This window comes from Methyloprofundus sp. (assembly GCF_965251085.1).
Taxonomy (GTDB): Bacteria; Pseudomonadota; Gammaproteobacteria; order Methylococcales; family Methylomonadaceae; genus Methyloprofundus.
In genome coordinates this window covers 817115-835461 of the sequence record NZ_OZ252594.1, presented here as the reverse complement: position 1 = coordinate 835461, position 18347 = coordinate 817115, and the positions used below count along the sequence as shown (strand labels likewise).

Sequence of the window (18347 nt, the reverse complement as noted above, 5' to 3'; positions counted from 1 at the left end):
CTTCACCCCAACCTACGCATAATACTTTCACAGTCTCCTTAGCCTGCATTCCTTGGTTCAACAGCAGGCTAAAGCACTGCGCCCCAAGTCCTAATAAGTGCTAAAAGTTATTAGTTATAGGTAGCGGAAAGTGAGAATATTTCTCTATCAAAAATGACAGTATTATTTTAGCTGGCTCGATACAGGTTAATTAAGTATACCCTGAATACTTCTGACTAAATTGACAGTCGGTTGAACCTGGCCGATAATTTGATTCCAGCGTATTCCTTCCACGCGGTCAATAAAAATAATGTCTCGAGGTTGTAGTGGAAAACGTTCTGCTAAAAGTAATACATCGGGAGATTTTGAATCCAGATGAAAAATTTTGGGCTTGCCAAGGTCTGTTCTAAAAATAAATATTCTCGCTGGATCAGAGGCGACAGAATTCGCACTTCCTGCCTCACTGAGTGCCTCATTTAACGTCATTCTACCTTTATTCATAAAGACACTGCGCGAACGCCCAGCACCGACCAGACCACCTAATCCTGTATCGCCTAAAATAAAGACCTTATTAAATTGCCTATCAGGTACGCTCAAGACATCGCCATGCATCAGGGTCACATTCTGGCTAATATCCCCACCTTCATACAGCGCTAATAAATTAACCGTGTAGGTTTTACCTGCCCGGTTAAGGTAATACTACGTTGATCTGATTCTCCGGTAACACCACCAGCATTATTTATGGCTTCCAGCACCGTTAAAGGAATATCTTTAACCAGTTGAATGCCAGGCTGATTCACTTCGCCGACAATATAGGCCCGCTGACTACGATAGGATGCTACCCGCACATCAAGCTGCACACGTTCTATATATTTAGAGAGTTTACGGCTGAGTTCTGCCCTGATTTCCTCTACGGTTTTTCCAGCGGCTTTTATATTACCGACATAAGGATAATAAAAATTACCGTCTTCACCGACCACATTCCCTGCAGACTCCGCCGAGCGAAACGAGCCCGCTGGTATGGTTAGTTCTGGATGCTCCCAAACGGTAATGCTTAAGATATCTCGCGCACCCACACGGTATTGCCCTAAATTTTCTTTTAGCAGAGAGCCTTTTGTTGCTTTAGAGCCAATTCGGTAATCAAAATAAAGATTCGATACATTGTCTGGCCCCAGACTATAGTTATTAAAGTTTTTTTCTAAATCTATAATAACCTGAGACGTAATAGTCTTGATATTCAGCCTTTTTAAAATCGCTTCATTATTTTCCTTAGTCGGCATGTCGATACTGGACTCATCAGAAAACGGGTTCATATGCATACCTGGAATGACTGAGCAGGCTGCCAATCCATGAGTAACAAATATCACCTAAATCCTGCAAGCATTATACATAATAATCCACAAAACTCCTTATTAAACAATGATATAATATCATTTTCCTGATTTCACTATCTCATTGTTTTAATGAAGCCCTCTAAAGTATCAAAATCCTCATCTCACGTAAGAAACCGTACCCGAACGGTAAAAATGACATCTACAGCACATGGATTGACAAGCCAGGCGGGACTGATTCCCGTCGTGAAATATTTAGACAGGATAGGTTTTGAAAAAACCGTAAAACAAAGCGTTCCACATCGGCGGGGTGAAAATGCAGACCATCACTTATCTGATGTGGTTCTATTGACGTTGGTTGGCATGATGGGGGGAGCAACATCAATGGCAAAGGTGACGACCGTATGGGCAGATAGCGTACTGCGCAAAGTAGCTGGCTGGATAAAGATTCCTGTTGAAACCACAATTTTACGGATCTTTAAAGAAGTAAGTGATAGGCAGATAAGCCAGTTTGAAACGCTCACGCATACTTTGCGTGGTCAACACTGGCGGCGATTGCTTCGTTCCGGAAAATCGAAAACTGGCATACAATCCGTCCAGTGGGTCGATGTCGATTCAACTGTGGACACCGTTTGTGGTCGACAAGAAGGAAGTGCCAAAGGCTTCAACCCCAAAAAGAAAGGTGCCCGTTCATACCATCCACAACTCGCTTTTCTAGCGGAAACAAAAGAAATTTTACAAGCCTGGTTCCGGACAGGCAATGCCTTTACAAGCAATGGTGTTGTAGAATTTACCAAACAGTTACTTGCACACTTGCCCAATCGGATGCGCATTATTTTTCGCGGTGACAGTGGTTATTTTGTCGGTGATTTGCTTGAATTTCTCGATACCAGAGGGCATGGGTATCTAATAAAGGTTAAACTTAAGAATTTGAACGCATTGCTGGCCAAACAGGCCTGGACAGCCATACAAGGCCGACCCGGTTGGGAGCAGAGCGAGTTTCAATATCGTTGTGGTGGCTGGTCTCGCTCTCGTCAGTTTGTCGCGGTCAGGATAAAGCAACCTAAACAAGTGACAGGACCTCAGTCCGAGCTTTGGGATACGGCAGAATATGACTATTTTTGTTATGTAACAACTGAACCTCTATCGCCTTGGCAAACACATAAGAAGTATGGTGAACGAGCGACGTGCGAAACATGGATTGAAGAAGCAAAATCACAAATGGGTTTAGGTAAAATCAGAACGAATCAATTTCTGGCTAATGCCGCATTATTTCATTGCGCCGTTCTTGCCTACAATACCGTGCGCTGGATGGCTCAATTGAGTGGCAACAAAACGTTGTGCCAATGGGAGCCGGATACACTTCGTACTTATCTGATTCGGGTGGCTGGAAAATTACTCACAGGCAATAATCAGCTGAGAGTCAGAACACCTGCAGATCCGCTCTATCCACAGGAATGGGATGATTGGGTTAAGGTGGGGTTACTCGCTTAACATTAACCGAAGTTAAGTCACTTTGATTAAAAGGTCATGGCACGTTGGCAGGGTGTTTATTGCCTTGGGCTCGGGGGATATCCATACGATACAAAAAATTTCCTCTATTTATGATTTAAATCTGGATATTTTGATCGGTTGGACAAAGAGGGCTGGCAAAGCGGCAGTAAAAACCTAATAACCACTTAGCTAGACAGGTTAATGAGAGTCAAAATATGGGCTTGCAGGATTTAGGTATTACATTATACTGCACGCGGTAGGTGACGACTGGGAGTTTTATAAAGATTGTGCGAAGTATATTAAGGGCTAAGCTCATTAAATAAACATCAGCTTAATTCAATTTTATTGACCCAGTCTTCAACACCCTTGTCAATTAACTGAACAGTTTTTTCAAACATCTTACGATCCTTGCGATAAGGATCAGGTATTTCAAAGCCACCCCACTCACCTAGTCTAAATACTTTCCCTTTAGCACTGGGTTGGTTCTGTTCAATAAGTTCTTTATGTGCTGACTCCATAACCAGAATAAGGTCAGCTTTAAGAATCATATCCTGATTTATCTGGGCTGCCTGATAGTCAGAGATATCTATGGCTAGCCTTAACATCAGTTCGCAAACCGTTGCATCTGGGGGTTAACCCACCAGCGCCCCAAGTCCTGCCGACTGTATGTGGTATTTTTTTTTGCCTCTGTTATTCAATGCATCTTTTAACAATGCTTCAGCCGCTGGGCTGCGACATATATTGCCTATACAGACAACAAGTATATTTTCAAACAAGTGTGAATATCTCTTACGTTGATCTTAAAAAGGAAACAGTGCCTTCATTAACCCGCCACACTAGTCATCAAGAAACAATAGATAGCATAGGCATCAAAAACCTGAAAAATTAGTTAACTTCATAGTTTATCAAACACCATCATAATTCACAATTTTAGTATTACCTTCGGGCGTGATTAAAAGTGAAGTAATCGTAGCAAGCAGAGCTGTAGAGCGGACTTCAGTCCGCAATTCATGCTGAAATATAGCGGACTGAAGTCCGCTCTACAATAATGCAATTCATCACTTTTAATCACACCCATTCCCTGTAGAAATAGATAAATAAATTATCTATTTATCACATTTGGGGCGCAGGCTTTAGCCCAAATGTTTTAGTGTTCCATGTAGGGCGTGGCTTTAGCCCAAATGTTTTAGTGTTCCATGTAGGGCGTGGCTTTAGCCCGCCTTTAAAAACCCATAGTCTAAAATGGCGGGCTAAAGCCGCGCCCTACGGTGTAGAATCCTCCATCACAACAATGACAATTATCCACCATTGCCATCACCAGAAATCAGACGGGTGGTAAACCAAACTTATCGCTGGGAGGCGCTTTACGCGCTTTACGTTTAAGCTCCGCTTTCTGTTTGGCGATAAACTGTTTTACACCACCGGCAGAGTTAAAATCACTCGCATTAACGTTGCCGTATACCCAGCGAAACTGGCGGCTGGTTTTATCGCTATCCATGGTAAAGGTATAGCTACTATTCAACTGACCGTCGTCTGAAACTACCTCAATCTCATCCTTTGTTTCCTGATCAATTAAATGCAGTTTTTTCAATATCTTTTCAGGCAGCACTCCATCCTTGTAGCGAATTATTCCACCTTTTTTGTTCGATGTCAGTCCAACGGCATTCCATTTTAAGGTGACTTCTGCACCAGGAACTATACTTACAACTGTTATTACCCAGCTATCACTTTGCGCACTGCGATCTCTTCTTTTTTTCAGGCCGCGATAATCACTATGAAACTCCCCGGAATGTTCTCCCCAGTTTTCTTGAATAAATAACACCGCTGCTTTGGAGTTGGCCATTGAAGCATAAGGGCGAATATCATGTTTGTCATAGCCATCACTACTTTCAGCCAGTTTACCCAATACCGCCCGGTTAATGCTCTTATAGGTATTCCCAGTGACATCATCATAAACAGAGACGCTATTACTTAAATACCATTGTTTTTTTAGCTGGTTAAGGTTTTTATCAGCTTTATCCTCTGCAGGTTTGCCTTTACTGATCGCCAGGCCGCTTAATGTGACCAGTGTCACTGCTGTAGCCAGGGCGATCAGTCGTTTTAAATTAAGTTTTTTCATTTATGATTACCTGTTTATTTACTCTGCGCGAACAGAAAGACCACGGGTTTGTTTAGATCCAGAAAACCTATTTTGAATCCCTCACTAAACCTTACAAAAAACCCCTCCCCTGGTGCGATCTCTCTAGGCATACCCGGTGTATTCGCAGCAATGGCAAGGTAGCCATTGTGAATGCCCTCCCCGGTTTTATATACGTAGGCAGAGTTGTCAGAGCCTTCAAAAAAGGGAGCCACTTCAGTTAGTGTACGAGCTGGGCTTGGCGGCGATTCAAACAGCGTTAAACTCCAATCCATCGCCGTTGGAAATGGATTTGAGAACATAACTCTAATATCGGCAGCAGGTGTGGTTAAACCAGCCAGCATGGTTTGTAGGTCAGTGGACTGTACCGCTGCTACATTATCTCTACCGAAGAAACCTGCTCTTGGATCAGCTTCTACCGGGGTTTGTGTGGCGGCATCACCTATTGCTGTGGGTATAGTCCAGGTCTTGTCGGCATCTTTAATAATCCAGTAACCATGACCTTGAATCATAATCTCTGTTGCAGCCATTTTTACATAGGCATTCTGATGCCCTTCATAGTCAGCCCCATTCTGCCTGTACATCACCCAGTTAGTGTCATAAGTTCCCAAATCAGGGGTAAAAATTAAACCAATATTAGCAGAGGTATTGCATTGTAGCCCAATCATGGTCCATTCATTGGCTTTTAGCGTGCCGCCTTTATAACAAGAAGTAATGTAATAAGAATACGCTCTATCATTAGTATTTCCATTCACCATTAACAGTGCACCGCTACTAGAAATACTAATATCTCGAGCATAGTCGGGTTCAGACAGCGGGTCTTGCTTGGTAATGGTTACATCAGGCGATGCTGGGTTAGTATTGTCGGAATACAGCTCAACCATACTGCCAACATAGCCAAGAGCTGCCAAGCCTCTAGACTGAGAAACGTCACCCCCCAAAGTACCGGGAAAATTTTCGAGTTTGGTAGCTGCAGGAGTCACTATATTTGTGATCTCAGCCGCATAGGCTCCTGGTCCTGTATTTCCACCCATATATAGAATTCGGTCTACAGTCAGGGATAAACTCACACCCAGATTGTGATTATCTGCCGAGGCGTCGATTACGCCGGCAGTACCAGTAACAAAAGTGAACGTTAGAAGTGCTGTGCCTGGGTTTAACACATTAGAAAAATAGACTTTCCCCTGATCAGTGAAGGCACCATCAAACTTTGGTGCCGACGCAACAAATTCAACACCGTTTGAAGTTACCGCTGTGCCGAACTCATCACCTGCATTTTCGCCGACAACGGCATCCCGGAATGTCAAGGTGCTGTCGGTGAAATTCCAGGTATAAAGATAAACCTTCCCAACATTAGCATTCCCCCCCCCACATCATAACCTGGCGAACCAATAAGCATAAGAGCAACGTTGCCCTCACTTCGAATGGAGACCACAAAACCAAACAAAGCGTCATTCTGAAGGTCGGGCGTTCCGGCTGGATCTTCTGGGCTACCAGCGGTGGTATTAAGCACCCAGGCATCGCTTATCAGGTTATAAAAGAATATTTTTCCATGAAAAGCCCCCCCTGTATCTTTTGCCTCCGGTGCACCCACTACCAACAAGCCTTTTGTGGTCGATACAGAGGCCCCAAAACTTCTGAATTTCGCGTTAGTACAAGGCCCCTCATCTATCGTGCTGTGTTTGTCACCTGCATTCCCAGCACCATCTCCCCAAAGGTTTGTAGAATAATCATATTTATAGACAGCTACTTCACATTCATCTGTATCACCAACAAAACCCCATTCTTCGCTGATGGCAACACTATCCCCTCCATTAGCCAGTAATATTTGCTCTGCTATCACGGGCGCTGCCCGAGAAATCCCGGTTATGCTCAATATTAAGAGACTAAGTATTAGCTTTATCCATTGTTTAAATAATATATTCATTATTAGGCCTCTTTTATCTATCGACGCTGGCGGGTTCTCGCCGAGGAAGCCGGCGGACAGGGGTTTGGCGCACAAAGACTAGGGGGTAAACCGAAATCAGCTTTTGCATCCCTGGTCTTTGCCAGACTCCCTAAGACTAACAGGGCTGGAGCAGTGTATGCCGCTTTTTTTTATAAAGCCACGGCGAGTAGCAGAGACGTCCGTGGGTTCTGAATTTTGAGGATTTTCATCCATAATTGAATTCCTTGGTATTAAATTAAAATTTATTTTAATTTGTAATTACTCAGACAAGCTGAGAGAAGTTACAGCAAAATAAACACTGTAGGATGGGCAAAGGGGCTTCATCCGTGCCCATCAACGATAGCATGATGGGCACGTCGTGCCTCCTTTGCCCATCTACAAAAACGCTTGTTCCATCAGGGTATTTTTTATCAAGTACCTGCTTCTCTGGTGTCTGGCTGGAAATATACAATCTCATTTAGTAACTACTCAGATACGCTGAGTAGTTACATTTTTTAGTCTATTGTTACGAGCCTTAAGTTGTTATATTAATTTTAACATAAGCAATACCCATTGTTTAATACAATTACCGGGGAACTGTGCTATGCACCACAATATGACTATACACCTCCGGCAGACGCTCCAAACTCCAGGGAATCGTAACTTTATACATCGGAACAGCCTCCGCCAATGCACAACGTAATAAAAAGTGCTGCGCTTTAAAAAAATCTAGGTCAATAAAACCACTAAAGTGAAAAGCTTTGTACTTTTCTATGCCTTTTAGCTCTTCTATATTGATGCTCGCATCCACCGCTCCTTTTTCCAGCACATAGCCTGCATAGAGAGGTTTTGCCTGACGCGCAACATTGTCCACCTGATAGCCCAGCACTTCAGGCTCGCGATAAGGCCGGTGAAAAGGATAAGAGGCGACAGCATAAAAGGTATTATCCTCAGCGTAGATCGCCAGTGAATCATCAGAATATAAGGCATGCCCTTGCTGGATAAAATAGTCTGTCAGGGTAGACTTGCCACCAAATGATTCAGCCGAAAAGAAGATCGGCCGATCGGCCACTTCAACTGCACCTACATGTAACATTTCATAACGTTTTTCCAGAGCAAATTTCAACGGTAACACGGTATGGCAGACCCAGAAGCGTAAACGCTCAGGGGTAAATTGCGCTAGCGGCTGATAGTACATAATTGAATGATCGATAGACCAGAACAAGATAAGCACATCGTCTATCTCTAATGCCCATTGGCTACCCGGCGCCACCGACAATGCAAACTCGGTTTTTGCCAGATACATCGCCTTACGCCCGGACATGTCTATCCAGCCAGAATTCACAACAAACTGGCTCTGGAGTGTGTTTTCTGTCGCTTTTGTAACCTTGATGGTTTCTAGCTGGGAATCGTAATCATCATCCTGCAATAATGACTCATCGGTAAAAATAATATTAAAGTTAAAGGCGATCATTGAGAGACAACCCTGGTCTTCTGCCGCCAATAAATGGATAGCGTTGAGCCGGAAACATTATGCCAGATACTAAATATCGCACCTGGCAATGCGGCAGCTGCAGAAAAATATTGCATGGCAAGGGCAACGCTTAAACCCGAATTTTGCATACCCACTTCTATACTGACGGTTCGACAGGTAGCCGTGTCATATTTGAATAACCTTGGGATAAAATAACCTACTGTCATACCCAGTAAATTATGTAAGGCAACGGCAATCAGAACAGGCATTGCAAGACTTGCAATATTTTGTTGATTAAGTGCGACGATAATCGCAATAATCAATACAATAGCCAAGCTTGAAAAAACAGGAAAAATGCCTTGTACCCGATGTATAGAACGCGCAAAAAATGAGTTAATGGCTGTCCCTGATAGCACCGGGATAAATACGATCAACAGGATACTGCGCATCATATCCAGCACAGGAACCGAAACACTCTGGCTCAGATAGACATAGCTTAATAATGGCATAGCGACCACAGCGCATAGAGTTGAAGCCATAGTCATTAGTATGGATAAGGCAACATTGCCATTTGCCAAATAGCAAATCACATTGGAGGCCGTTCCACCGGCACTACAACCCACCAGCACCAGGCCGATAGTATGCGCCTCGGAGAGCTGCAAGGCATTTGCCAGCAGGTAGGCAAACAAGGGCATAAACAGAAATTGTATGCCGATGGTTAATAAAATAATCAGCGGCTGCTGCAAAGCCTGTTTAAAATGCTGCCAGCGGAGTGTCATGCCCATAAAGAACATCACCAGAGCTAATAAAGGAATAATCGCACTCTTGCTAGCAACAAATATAGTGGGATATAAATAGGCTATAAAAGATAAAAGCAAAGCACTGATAGGAAACAAAGCAATCAATTTATGTCTACCCTCTTAAAACGCGACAGCTATCATCATAAAGAACATGAGATAACGAAAGGTTGGCATCCTTCAGGGAAAGCCAAAAGTAGTTAACATTCACAATAACAAGCCCCTCTTCAGATCACCGACCCCAACCTAATAAAATCAAAAGCATAACAATTCATCAAAGATAATAAGGTGAGACTAAAATAGGTATCATATTGTTTTCAGGATGATCAAGTTATCTGATCTTGGAAACTGTCCACGAAAATTGACAACATCCTTCATATTCCTATCGCTATGAAAGCACTGAATAGCTCCGTGACTCGTACAAAGTATTTTCGTGTCTTTCGTGTCTTTCGTGTCTTTCGTGTCTTTCGTGTCTTTCGTGTCTTTCGTGTCTTTCGTGGACAAAAGTGTATACAAGGAAATGGAGGTAATGAAAGGTTTAGTCTTTTCCTTCATTAGCTTCATGTTCTTCATGGTAAAAAATAGTCGCGATTGATGCGCTTCGTTCCTCAGCAGCATCCTACGAACTTCATGGTAAAAAATAACATCTTAAATTCGGGATCCAATTTATTATTCATGATTGTATCAATTCAAGTTTACCAGGGCATCGGCATACCATTATATTTAATAAAACTGCCTGTTTGTGCCATTTTAAAATTTTCGATCACCTGGCGCATACCGCTAATACTTTCATCCACCTCTATAAGCCCATGCGGGCCGCCCATATCAGTTCTTACCCAGCCAGGGTGAAAGATAATCACGCCGGTTCCCTGCTCTCGAAAATCAAACGACAGGCTTTTCATTGCTGCATTTAACGCAGCCTTGCTGGAGCGGTAGATATAACTGCCGCCACTGGTATTATCAGTCATACTGCCCATTAAGCTGCTTAGAGCAATAAACATGCCTTGCTTACTTAAGGCCAGGTTGGCTGCAAAGACTTCAGCCAGCTTTATAGCGCTGAATACATTGACTTCCATGGCAGTGTGCCAATGCTGATAATCGATAGAACCCAAACCATAGTGCTCACCATAGACACCTGCATTAGCTATCAATATATCGATGGCGACACCGTTTAGTTCTGCTGCAAGACTGTCTATTTGCGGGTGGTTCTGGACATCAAGCTGGACTATACGAATGAGCTTAGAGCTGCTTGCCAGTTGCGCCAATGCGCTGGCTTTTTCAGGATTGCGACAACAGGCAATAACTTGCCAGCCTGCCTGTGCATATTGGCGCGTAAATTCCAGGCCCAGGCCCCGATTTGCGCCGGTGATTAATACTGTTTTCATAAGCTTTATTCTATAATCTGTTTATTCCCCGTAGGCTGGATGAGATTTTTTATTGCGCAGCATTAAAAATCGAAATCCGACATGTCGGGATGCTTCCAAATGTCGGATTTCGTTATCTGCGCTACGCTTGATAATCTCATCCAACCTACATAGCTAGACCTCATTTCAAACCATTAATTCTGCTCCGAGTATTCTAAAACTGCGAGCCAAAACTAAACTGGAAAGATTGTATTTCATCGCCTTCCTTTTCATTCAGGGGTATTGCATAACTGACCTGCAAAGCACCGAAGGGTGATAACCATTTAGCCGCTATCCCTGCCGAATATCTAAAGTCAGAAAATGAAAAAGCGGGCGTCACCGTGATCAGTGAACCATCAGCTTGCTCCTGTGCTATAGGCCCTTGAATGGTTCCAATATCAAAAAATGTCATTAAACGTACTGATTCCACATCTGCCATAAAGGGTATGGGAAAAATAAGCTCGGTATTAGCCATGATTTTAATATTACCACCATAGGGCCTGGGTTCAGAGCCATCATTTAGGTCACAGGTCGCATTACAATGATCTCGTGGCCCCAGAGTATTATCACGAAAGCCTCGAACCGAGTTGACGCCTCCGCCAAAATAGTTCTCAAAAAATGGCAAACTTTCTGTTCCCCCATAGCCATTACCATAGGCGGCTGAAGCCATCAGCTTTAACACCAGGTCTTTTGCGATAGGGAAGTAATGCTGGTCTTTGGCGCTCAGTTTATAATAAGTTAAATCACTACCCGGAATGGTCACTAAGCCTGATAAACGTTGCTGACTCCCTACGGTTGGAAAAATGGGCTTATCCAGCGTATCTCGAACCCAGCCGATACCAATAGGAAAGTTTAAAAATTTACTTCCATTCGCTTCGATCCAAACAGGAAGTTCGGGCGGTGCAAAATCACCTTGTTTTAAGGTGGTATGTTTAATATCGAAGGTCGTCGTAAAGCGCTGATTCTCATTAATAGGAAAACCAAAATTTATCCCACCACCAATCACATCGATTAAATAGTTAGAAATGTTCGCTGCCTGCGCATCGGTTTTCTTATACAGGAAGTTATAACCCAGGCTTACTCCGTCACGCGTAAAATAAGGGTTGGTAAAAGCCAGGCTATATAAGGTTGAAACATCACTTTTATTAAAATTAACACTGACCCGCTTACCCGAACCAAAGATATTATCCTGTGTAACACTGGCATTGTAGATAATCCCCTGGGTTTGTGAATAACCGATACCGGCCATTAAGTTACCCGAGGACTTCTCGGAGACTGAGAAGTTTAAATCCAGTTGATCACGCGTACCAGGGACTTTAGGGGTTTCTATTCCCACATTTTCAAAATATCCCAGGCGGTTTAAACGTGCTTTAGATCGCTCGATTTTAAGTGAAGATGCCCAGGCACCTTCCATTTGACGCATTTCTCGACGTAATACCGCATCACGTGTCTTGGTATTCCCATGCATGCTAATGCGGCGCACATAAGCCCGACTAGCAGGGTCGATAAAAAAAGTAATATCGACTATTTTTGTGTCATTATGAATATCCGGCACCATATTGACATTGGCAAAGGCATAGCCCTCTTCGCCTAAACGATCTGAAATAGCTTTAGACGTCAGTGTTGCATTTTTACGCGAAAATACTTCGGTAGGCCCTACCTGCATTAACGCAATAAGCTCTTCCGGATCTACCACCAGATTACCACTGAGCTTAACGCTACCCAAAGTAAATAAATCACCTTCTGCTATATTCACCACCACATAAATATCCTTTTTGTCGGGAGTGATAGAAACCTGGGTAGACTTTATATTAAAGTTTATATACCCACGATCCAGATAGTAAGAACGTAGACGCTCTAAATCTGCAGATAATTTTTGCTTGGAATATTGATCATCTTTAGTATAAAAAGACAACCAGCCGGTAACGCTTAATTCAAAATTCTTTATTAAAGCCTTTTCAGAAAAAACCTTATTGCCAATAATATTCACAGATTTAATTTTCGCAACCGAACCCTCTGAAATATTAATATTGATACTCACTCTATTTCTTTCCAGTGGCAGTACATGGGTATCAATTTGTAAGCTGTATTTGCCATGACTAAAGTATTGACGTCTTAATTCCTGCTCAACTTTATCCAGTATTTGTCGATTAAATACTTTGCCCTTAGCCAGGCCTATGCTATTTAGCGCCGTTATCAAATCTTCCGTTTTCAGATCATCATTACCTTCTATTTCAATTTCTGCGATCGAGGGGCGTTCCTCCACTTCAATCATAAGCACATCACCTTCACGCCCCATAGAAATATCCTGAAAGAACCCGGTTTTAAATAAGGCTCTTATAGCAGGTGCTATATTTTTATACAGCAGTTCTTCACCGATATTTACGGGTAGGTAATTAAAGACGGTTCCAACGGATATCCGCTGTAAGCCGGTAACACGAATATCCTGTACGATAAAGCCTTGCTCTTCACTGTGTACAACAGAAGAAATAGTGGCCAGGAGTAGAAATAAAGAAACGAAAATTTTGAATTTCATGTACACATTAATAACAGGATAAAATCCGTAAAAAACAACAACCGGGTATCAAGCATTTTTAATAGGAAATGCTAAAACCTCATTGATATGATCTTTTTGACTGATGATCATTAATAAGCGGTCCAGACCGATGGCAATACCAGAACAATCTGGCAGGCCACTTTGCAAAGCCGCTAAAAACCGCTCGTCTGCCTGCACTTTTTCAGCGCCATTTCTCTCGCGAAGTAAAATTTCCTGCTCAAAACGCGCGCGTTGTTCTCGCGGGTCCGTTAATTCGCAATACCCATTAGCGAGCTCTATGCCATTAACAAAAACTTCAACCCTGTCAACAATCAGAGGGTTTTCAGCATTCAGGCGTGCAAGCGAGGGCAAACAAGCCGGGTAATCATAGATCATGCACACACCGTATTGAACTAATTGCTGTTGCACAACATGACTAAATAAAAAGTCTAGCCAACTGGAATGATCATCAGCACATAAACGAATGGCATCAGTAACCCCCAGTTTTTCAGCAGCGACTCGATAGCTCTCCAGATCAAATTGCAGTGCATCTAAGCCCGTATATTGCAGGAAAACATCAGCATAAATAAGCCGTGTTGCTGGCTCTGGAAAACGTTCCTCGGGTAACAAGCGGCTTAATAACAACTCGGTATCGTCCATTAATTGCGGTAAATCATAACCTACCCGATACCATTCCAGCAGACTAAACTCTGGATTATGCAAACGCCCTGACTCGCCATTCCTAAAGGCTTTAGTGATCTGATAAATAGAGCCAGTTTGTGCCGCTAACAGACGCTTCATGGCAAATTCTGGTGATGTTTGCAGATATAAAGCCGACTGCTTAGCGGACAACTGCGCAGTAGAAAAAAATTCTAAATAGGGATCAGTGCCTATCGCCTGGCAAAGTATCGGTGTCTCAACTTCGAGAACATTTTCAGCATAAAAAAAACCTCTGATTGCATGCAAAACTTGCGCTCGTAAGCGAATAAGTTCTAGAGAGCAAGCAGGTTGCCAGGCATGTGTCATTGATCGCTAAACAGCTTTACATCCTAAATATCAGCGACTTATGCTTTTGCCCTAGAGACATATTCACCGGTGCGGGTATCCACCTTAACGACTTCACCCATTTGCACAAACAGAGGCACACGCACTACTGCACCCGTTTCCAGGGTAGCCGGTTTACCGCCTCCACCTGAGGTATCACCTTTTAAACCGGGGTCTGTTTCTGTTATTTCCAGTTCCACAAAATTAGGCGGAGTGACGCTAATCGGCGCATTATTCCATAAAGTTAGAATACACATCGCCTGATCTTTCAACCATAATTTTGCATCAGAAACGGCATTTTCATCCGCTTGATATTGTTCAAATGACTCGGGGTGCATAAAATGGAAAAACTCACCGTCGTGATATAAATACTGCATATCCAGTTCAACTACGTCGGCAGCCTCTAGTGACTCACCTGACTTGAAAGTACGTTCAATCACTCGTCCATTTTTCAGGTTTCTAAGTTTAACGCGGTTAAAGGCTTGTCCTTTCCCTGGCTTAACAATCTCATTCTCGATAATAGAACAAGGATCGCCATCCATCATTAATTTTAATCCGCCTTTAAATTCACTGGTACTATAACTGGCCATTTATATCTCGGTTGCTTGTGTGATCCCAGGAAATTCAGTGGTTTATGGTCACTAGCACAAACTTTTAATGCCATGCTCAAGTGATTTTCCCAGGATGATTTAAATTTTCGTTATTATACCTTGCATCTAATACATACAGAAGAATAATGCTTATTTAACGGATCGATTGTGTTCTACCTAATATATCTAATGTAGCTACATTATAATTTCATAACCACTCTTTTTGTTTCCCAGCGCTTAACGTATGTCATAGACCTGGGGAGTAGGCTTTAGCCTACATGAATTCAGGTGACGCATACAATTCATACACCGTGTAGACTAAAGTCTACTCCCCTTTTTTTCATTCTTATTTGAAAATCACAAAAAATACCAGGAGGCCTTGTGCCACATAAAGTTCAGTTCGTAGGGTGCTGCTGAGGAACGAAGCGCATCTATCGCGAATGATGCATCATTATATTAACATTTGGATTACGGTTTTGCGTAGATAGATATACTGAATTAGGGCGTATTTTATAGACTTGGGGAGTAGGCTTTAGCCTACACAAATTCAAATAATTCAAGTAATTCATGCGATTCATGTCATTCATACAACTCATGAACCGTGTAGACTAAAGTCTACTCCCCTTTTTTCAATCTTATTTGAAAATTACAATAAACACCAGGAGGTCTTGTGCCGTATAAGGCTCAGTCCGTAGGATGCTGCTGAGGAACGAAGCGCATCTATCGCGAATGATGCGCTTCGTTCCTCAGCAGCATCCTACCTATTTTAAAAAACATGATGCATCATACTATTAATATTTGTGTACGGTTTTGCGTAGATAGATATACTGAATTAGGGCGTATATTATAGACTTGGGGAGTAGGCTTTAGCCTACACAAACTCAAGTAATTCATACAATTCATACACCGTGTAGACTAAAGTCTACTCCCCTTTTTTCCATTCTTATTTGAAAATCACAAAAAATACCAGGAGGCCTTGTGCCACATAAGGTTCAGTTCGTAGGATGCTGCTGAGGAACGAAGCGCATCTATCGCGAATAATGCGCTTCGTTCCTCAGCAGCATCCTACCTATTTTAGTCTCTCCTTATTATCTTTGGTGAATTGAGTTGTTGCTTATATAGGTGTTATTTACGTATAATTACAGAGATATGAGGCTTAAATAAAAGGTGCCTTGGTAATTATGCTACAAAAACATTGTTTTTAATGGAGTTGCAATTCAATGACGATAAAAAAATCTAGCGAGATAACATCAACTTTGACTAAGGACAAAGTCAGCAGCGGACGACGCGACCTTATTAAAAAAGCGTGTTATACCGCCCCAGCAATGGTTGCACTTGGCTTATTGGGAAAGTCTCAAGGTGCACAAGCCGCGTTTGGGCTGCCGCCTAGCCTGATTCCTACGGGTGCGCCTAGTTCAGCTAGACAACGTAGATCATCACGTGGTTAAACTTTTTTCGTTAGGGAAATAATCAAAATGAAATCCAAAATATTAAATCTTTTAAAAATTGGTTTATTACCGGCTTTGTTTATATCCCCTGCATTGCAGGCAGCGCCCAATATTGCAGAGCAAATATTACCTAACAATGGTGGTGATTCGGTTGCGATCAGTGGCCAATGGGCATTTGTAGGCGATAAAGATATTTGCCAGGTTTTTGTCTACCAGTTTGACTCTGTTACCAATCTGTGGGGTGATGGCAATGGCAATGCAGGGGATTTTTATACAAGATTGCTCTTTAATAGCGGAAGCTGTGACTTAACAACTGCGGGTGTTGGTACCTCGATTTCTGCCGCCGGTAATTTAGTCGTGATAGGGGCGCCGGATGCAGTTGGCTCGGGTGGCGGCATATTCGGCTCAATTTTCTTTTTCCGCTATCAACCAGGCGCTACAGGTACGGCATCCAGAAGAGGATGGAAACGGATTCTTAATGTTAAATTACCCTTGGCTGAGAGGCAGCGACTCTCAAGGTATGGGGCTTCAGTGTCAGTAAGGCTTGAACCAGGCAGCCCTCATATTGCCACGCTAGTGGCTGCTGCGCCACTGTATGACAAGGGCCAAGGTGTAAACCCAGATGCCGCTGATATAAATAATAATGAAGGCAGGGTTTATATTTCCAGGCATAATGATTCTACCGGCACCACAACCTTATTAGGGGCAGAAGATGGTGAGAATATCGGTGATCAATTTGGCACGTCTGTTACCTCAAATGGTGACGAGGTCCTGGTTGGCGCTCCTTTTCATGATACGGGTCCCTCAGGTGCGAACATAGATGCGGGTGCAGCCTACCTGTTCGAAACGAATACCCTAGCTTTAATACAGAAAATTGACAGCTCATCTGCAGGTCAACAGCTTGGACTTGCGGTATCACTAACACCGGGAACTGACAGTGTGATGCTACTCGGTGGTGATGGTGCCGTGGATGGAGCTGTTCGGCTCGACCTGAATAGTGGCACTGGGCTGTACGAAGTCCAGGATAATATTGCTAACACTAAAGGCGGTGATGTCTCCCAATCTAGCGGTGTTGCAGGATTAGGGTTTAAAGGTGAAAAGGTAGAGCTCTATTTTAACAATCATGACACATCGGTAGCAGACTGGTCAGTTACCAAGAGTGAAGTAGATTTTGGTCGGGACATTAGCGTTGATGGCACTGACCTTCGTGTCTTGGTCAATGGGCACAACAACGATCGGGCTTATGCCTATTACACTGCTTCTTGTTACCACGGTGGCTCACTCAAAGCCAATGAATGGACCATGATTGGTTTGCAGTGTGATGTCAGTTCGGCTGGTGCCGGCGGCGCAGCAACTATTGATGAGATTTTCACACCCGACCTGGGTACCTATGGCGATACGGGCGAATGGGTGATGTATAAACAAGTGGACAATTATGAAGGCCACCAACCTGGTTATGTGATAATGGCATCAACTGAAACCATGATTCAAGGTCATGGTTACTGGATTATTAAAGATGCCGACAAGACCTGGACTATACCCACAGCAATAGGTGATGCCGCCACACAAACCCCGGTAGAAGCTGATCCAAGAGCAGGTTTCTTCGGTAGAGAAAATGTGGCAGCGGTACAGTCCACTGACCTACTAACCATGCTGAGTAGTTTAACCACACCTACTGCCGATATTAGAGTTATGCTCTCAAATCCATTTCCAATAGCGATGGATTGGAGCCTAACGCTGTTTAAATCAATGGGGCCAGCTCGTACACCAATTGAAGTGGCTCCCTTTTTTGAAGGCCTCGATAACTCTGCCTACGTATATAAAACCGGGGTGGGCATTCACAATGGCTACCTTGCCATTCCAGCGAATACACCGGGTATGCCTAGAGAGATCGCACCAGGAGAAGGTTTTTTTGTAAGGTTTAGCCAGATATTCAAAGTAGGTTTTCTGGATGCAAACAACCCCACGGCCTTTCTGTTCGCGCAGAGTAAATAAACAGGTAATCATAAATGAAAAAACTTAATTTAAAACGAATGATCACCCTGGCTACAGCAGTGACACTGATCACATCAAGCGGCCTGGCGATCAGTAAAGGCAAACCAGCAAAAGACGCTACACAGAAACATAATAATCAGCCGGTAAAGCAATGGTATTTAAGTAATATAGCGTCTCTGTTTATGATCCTGT

13 protein-coding genes and 1 pseudogene are annotated in these 18347 nt (G+C 43.1%); 2 read left to right on the top strand and 12 right to left on the bottom strand.

What is annotated here, in order from left to right; all coding sequences use genetic code 11:
• Positions 1 to 186: 186 nt before the first annotated feature.
• Complete coding sequence (locus tag ACQY3F_RS03980) at positions 187 to 591, bottom strand: hypothetical protein (protein ID WP_428353658.1); 405 nt, start codon at positions 589 to 591, stop codon at positions 187 to 189.
• Between the two features lie 41 nt (positions 592 to 632).
• The gene (locus tag ACQY3F_RS03975; RefSeq protein WP_428353656.1) at positions 633 to 1346 is read right to left on the bottom strand and encodes a polysaccharide biosynthesis/export family protein; all 714 of its coding nucleotides are present in this window, start codon (positions 1344 to 1346) and stop codon (positions 633 to 635) included.
• Between the two features lie 96 nt (positions 1347 to 1442).
• On the opposite strand from ACQY3F_RS03975, the gene ACQY3F_RS03970 reads away from it, so the two are divergent.
• On the top strand, positions 1443 to 2804 hold the full coding sequence (locus tag ACQY3F_RS03970) for an IS1380 family transposase (protein ID WP_428352972.1): 1362 nt from the start codon (positions 1443 to 1445) through the stop codon (positions 2802 to 2804).
• A gap of 326 nt (positions 2805 to 3130) precedes the next feature.
• Here ACQY3F_RS03970 and ACQY3F_RS03965 read toward each other — a convergent pair.
• The 10 genes and pseudogenes from ACQY3F_RS03965 to efp form a co-directional block, all read right to left on the bottom strand.
• A pseudogene (locus ACQY3F_RS03965) lies at positions 3131 to 3580 on the bottom strand (low molecular weight protein-tyrosine-phosphatase).
• Positions 3581 to 4128: 548 nt separating this feature from the next.
• Positions 4129 to 4923, bottom strand: coding sequence for a hypothetical protein (locus ACQY3F_RS03960; RefSeq protein WP_428353654.1), 795 nt, complete (start codon positions 4921 to 4923; stop codon positions 4129 to 4131).
• A gap of 14 nt (positions 4924 to 4937) precedes the next feature.
• A complete protein-coding gene (locus ACQY3F_RS03955) occupies positions 4938 to 6248 on the bottom strand; it encodes a hypothetical protein (RefSeq protein WP_428353652.1) in 1311 nt (436 codons plus the stop codon).
• Positions 6245 to 6868, bottom strand: a complete 624-nt coding sequence (locus ACQY3F_RS03950) for a hypothetical protein (protein ID WP_428353650.1) — start codon at positions 6866 to 6868, stop codon at positions 6245 to 6247. The genes ACQY3F_RS03955 and ACQY3F_RS03950 overlap by 4 nt, the downstream gene beginning before the upstream one ends.
• A gap of 586 nt (positions 6869 to 7454) precedes the next feature.
• Positions 7455 to 8342, bottom strand: a complete 888-nt coding sequence (locus ACQY3F_RS03945; RefSeq protein ID WP_428353648.1) for a hypothetical protein — start codon at positions 8340 to 8342, stop codon at positions 7455 to 7457.
• The gene (locus ACQY3F_RS03940; protein WP_428353646.1) at positions 8339 to 9247 is read right to left on the bottom strand and encodes a bile acid:sodium symporter family protein; all 909 of its coding nucleotides are present in this window, start codon (positions 9245 to 9247) and stop codon (positions 8339 to 8341) included. The genes ACQY3F_RS03945 and ACQY3F_RS03940 overlap by 4 nt, the downstream gene beginning before the upstream one ends.
• Positions 9248 to 9834: 587 nt before the next feature.
• Positions 9835 to 10524, bottom strand: coding sequence for an SDR family oxidoreductase (locus ACQY3F_RS03935; RefSeq protein WP_428353644.1), 690 nt, complete (start codon positions 10522 to 10524; stop codon positions 9835 to 9837).
• Positions 10525 to 10717: 193 nt separating this feature from the next.
• Positions 10718 to 13078, bottom strand: coding sequence for an outer membrane protein assembly factor BamA (bamA, locus tag ACQY3F_RS03930; RefSeq protein ID WP_428353642.1), 2361 nt, complete (start codon positions 13076 to 13078; stop codon positions 10718 to 10720).
• Positions 13079 to 13126: 48 nt separating this feature from the next.
• Positions 13127 to 14104 carry an EF-P lysine aminoacylase EpmA gene (gene epmA, locus ACQY3F_RS03925; RefSeq protein WP_428353640.1) on the bottom strand — a complete coding sequence of 326 codons (978 nt, stop codon included), beginning with the start codon at positions 14102 to 14104 and terminating at the stop codon, positions 13127 to 13129.
• A gap of 38 nt (positions 14105 to 14142) precedes the next feature.
• Positions 14143 to 14712, bottom strand: coding sequence for an elongation factor P (efp, locus tag ACQY3F_RS03920; protein WP_428353639.1), 570 nt, complete (start codon positions 14710 to 14712; stop codon positions 14143 to 14145).
• A 1475-nt stretch (positions 14713 to 16187) separates the two neighbouring features.
• Here efp and ACQY3F_RS03915 point away from each other — a divergent pair.
• A complete protein-coding gene (locus ACQY3F_RS03915) occupies positions 16188 to 18155 on the top strand; it encodes an FG-GAP repeat protein (protein ID WP_428353638.1) in 1968 nt (655 codons plus the stop codon).
• Positions 18156 to 18347: the final 192 nt, after the last annotated feature.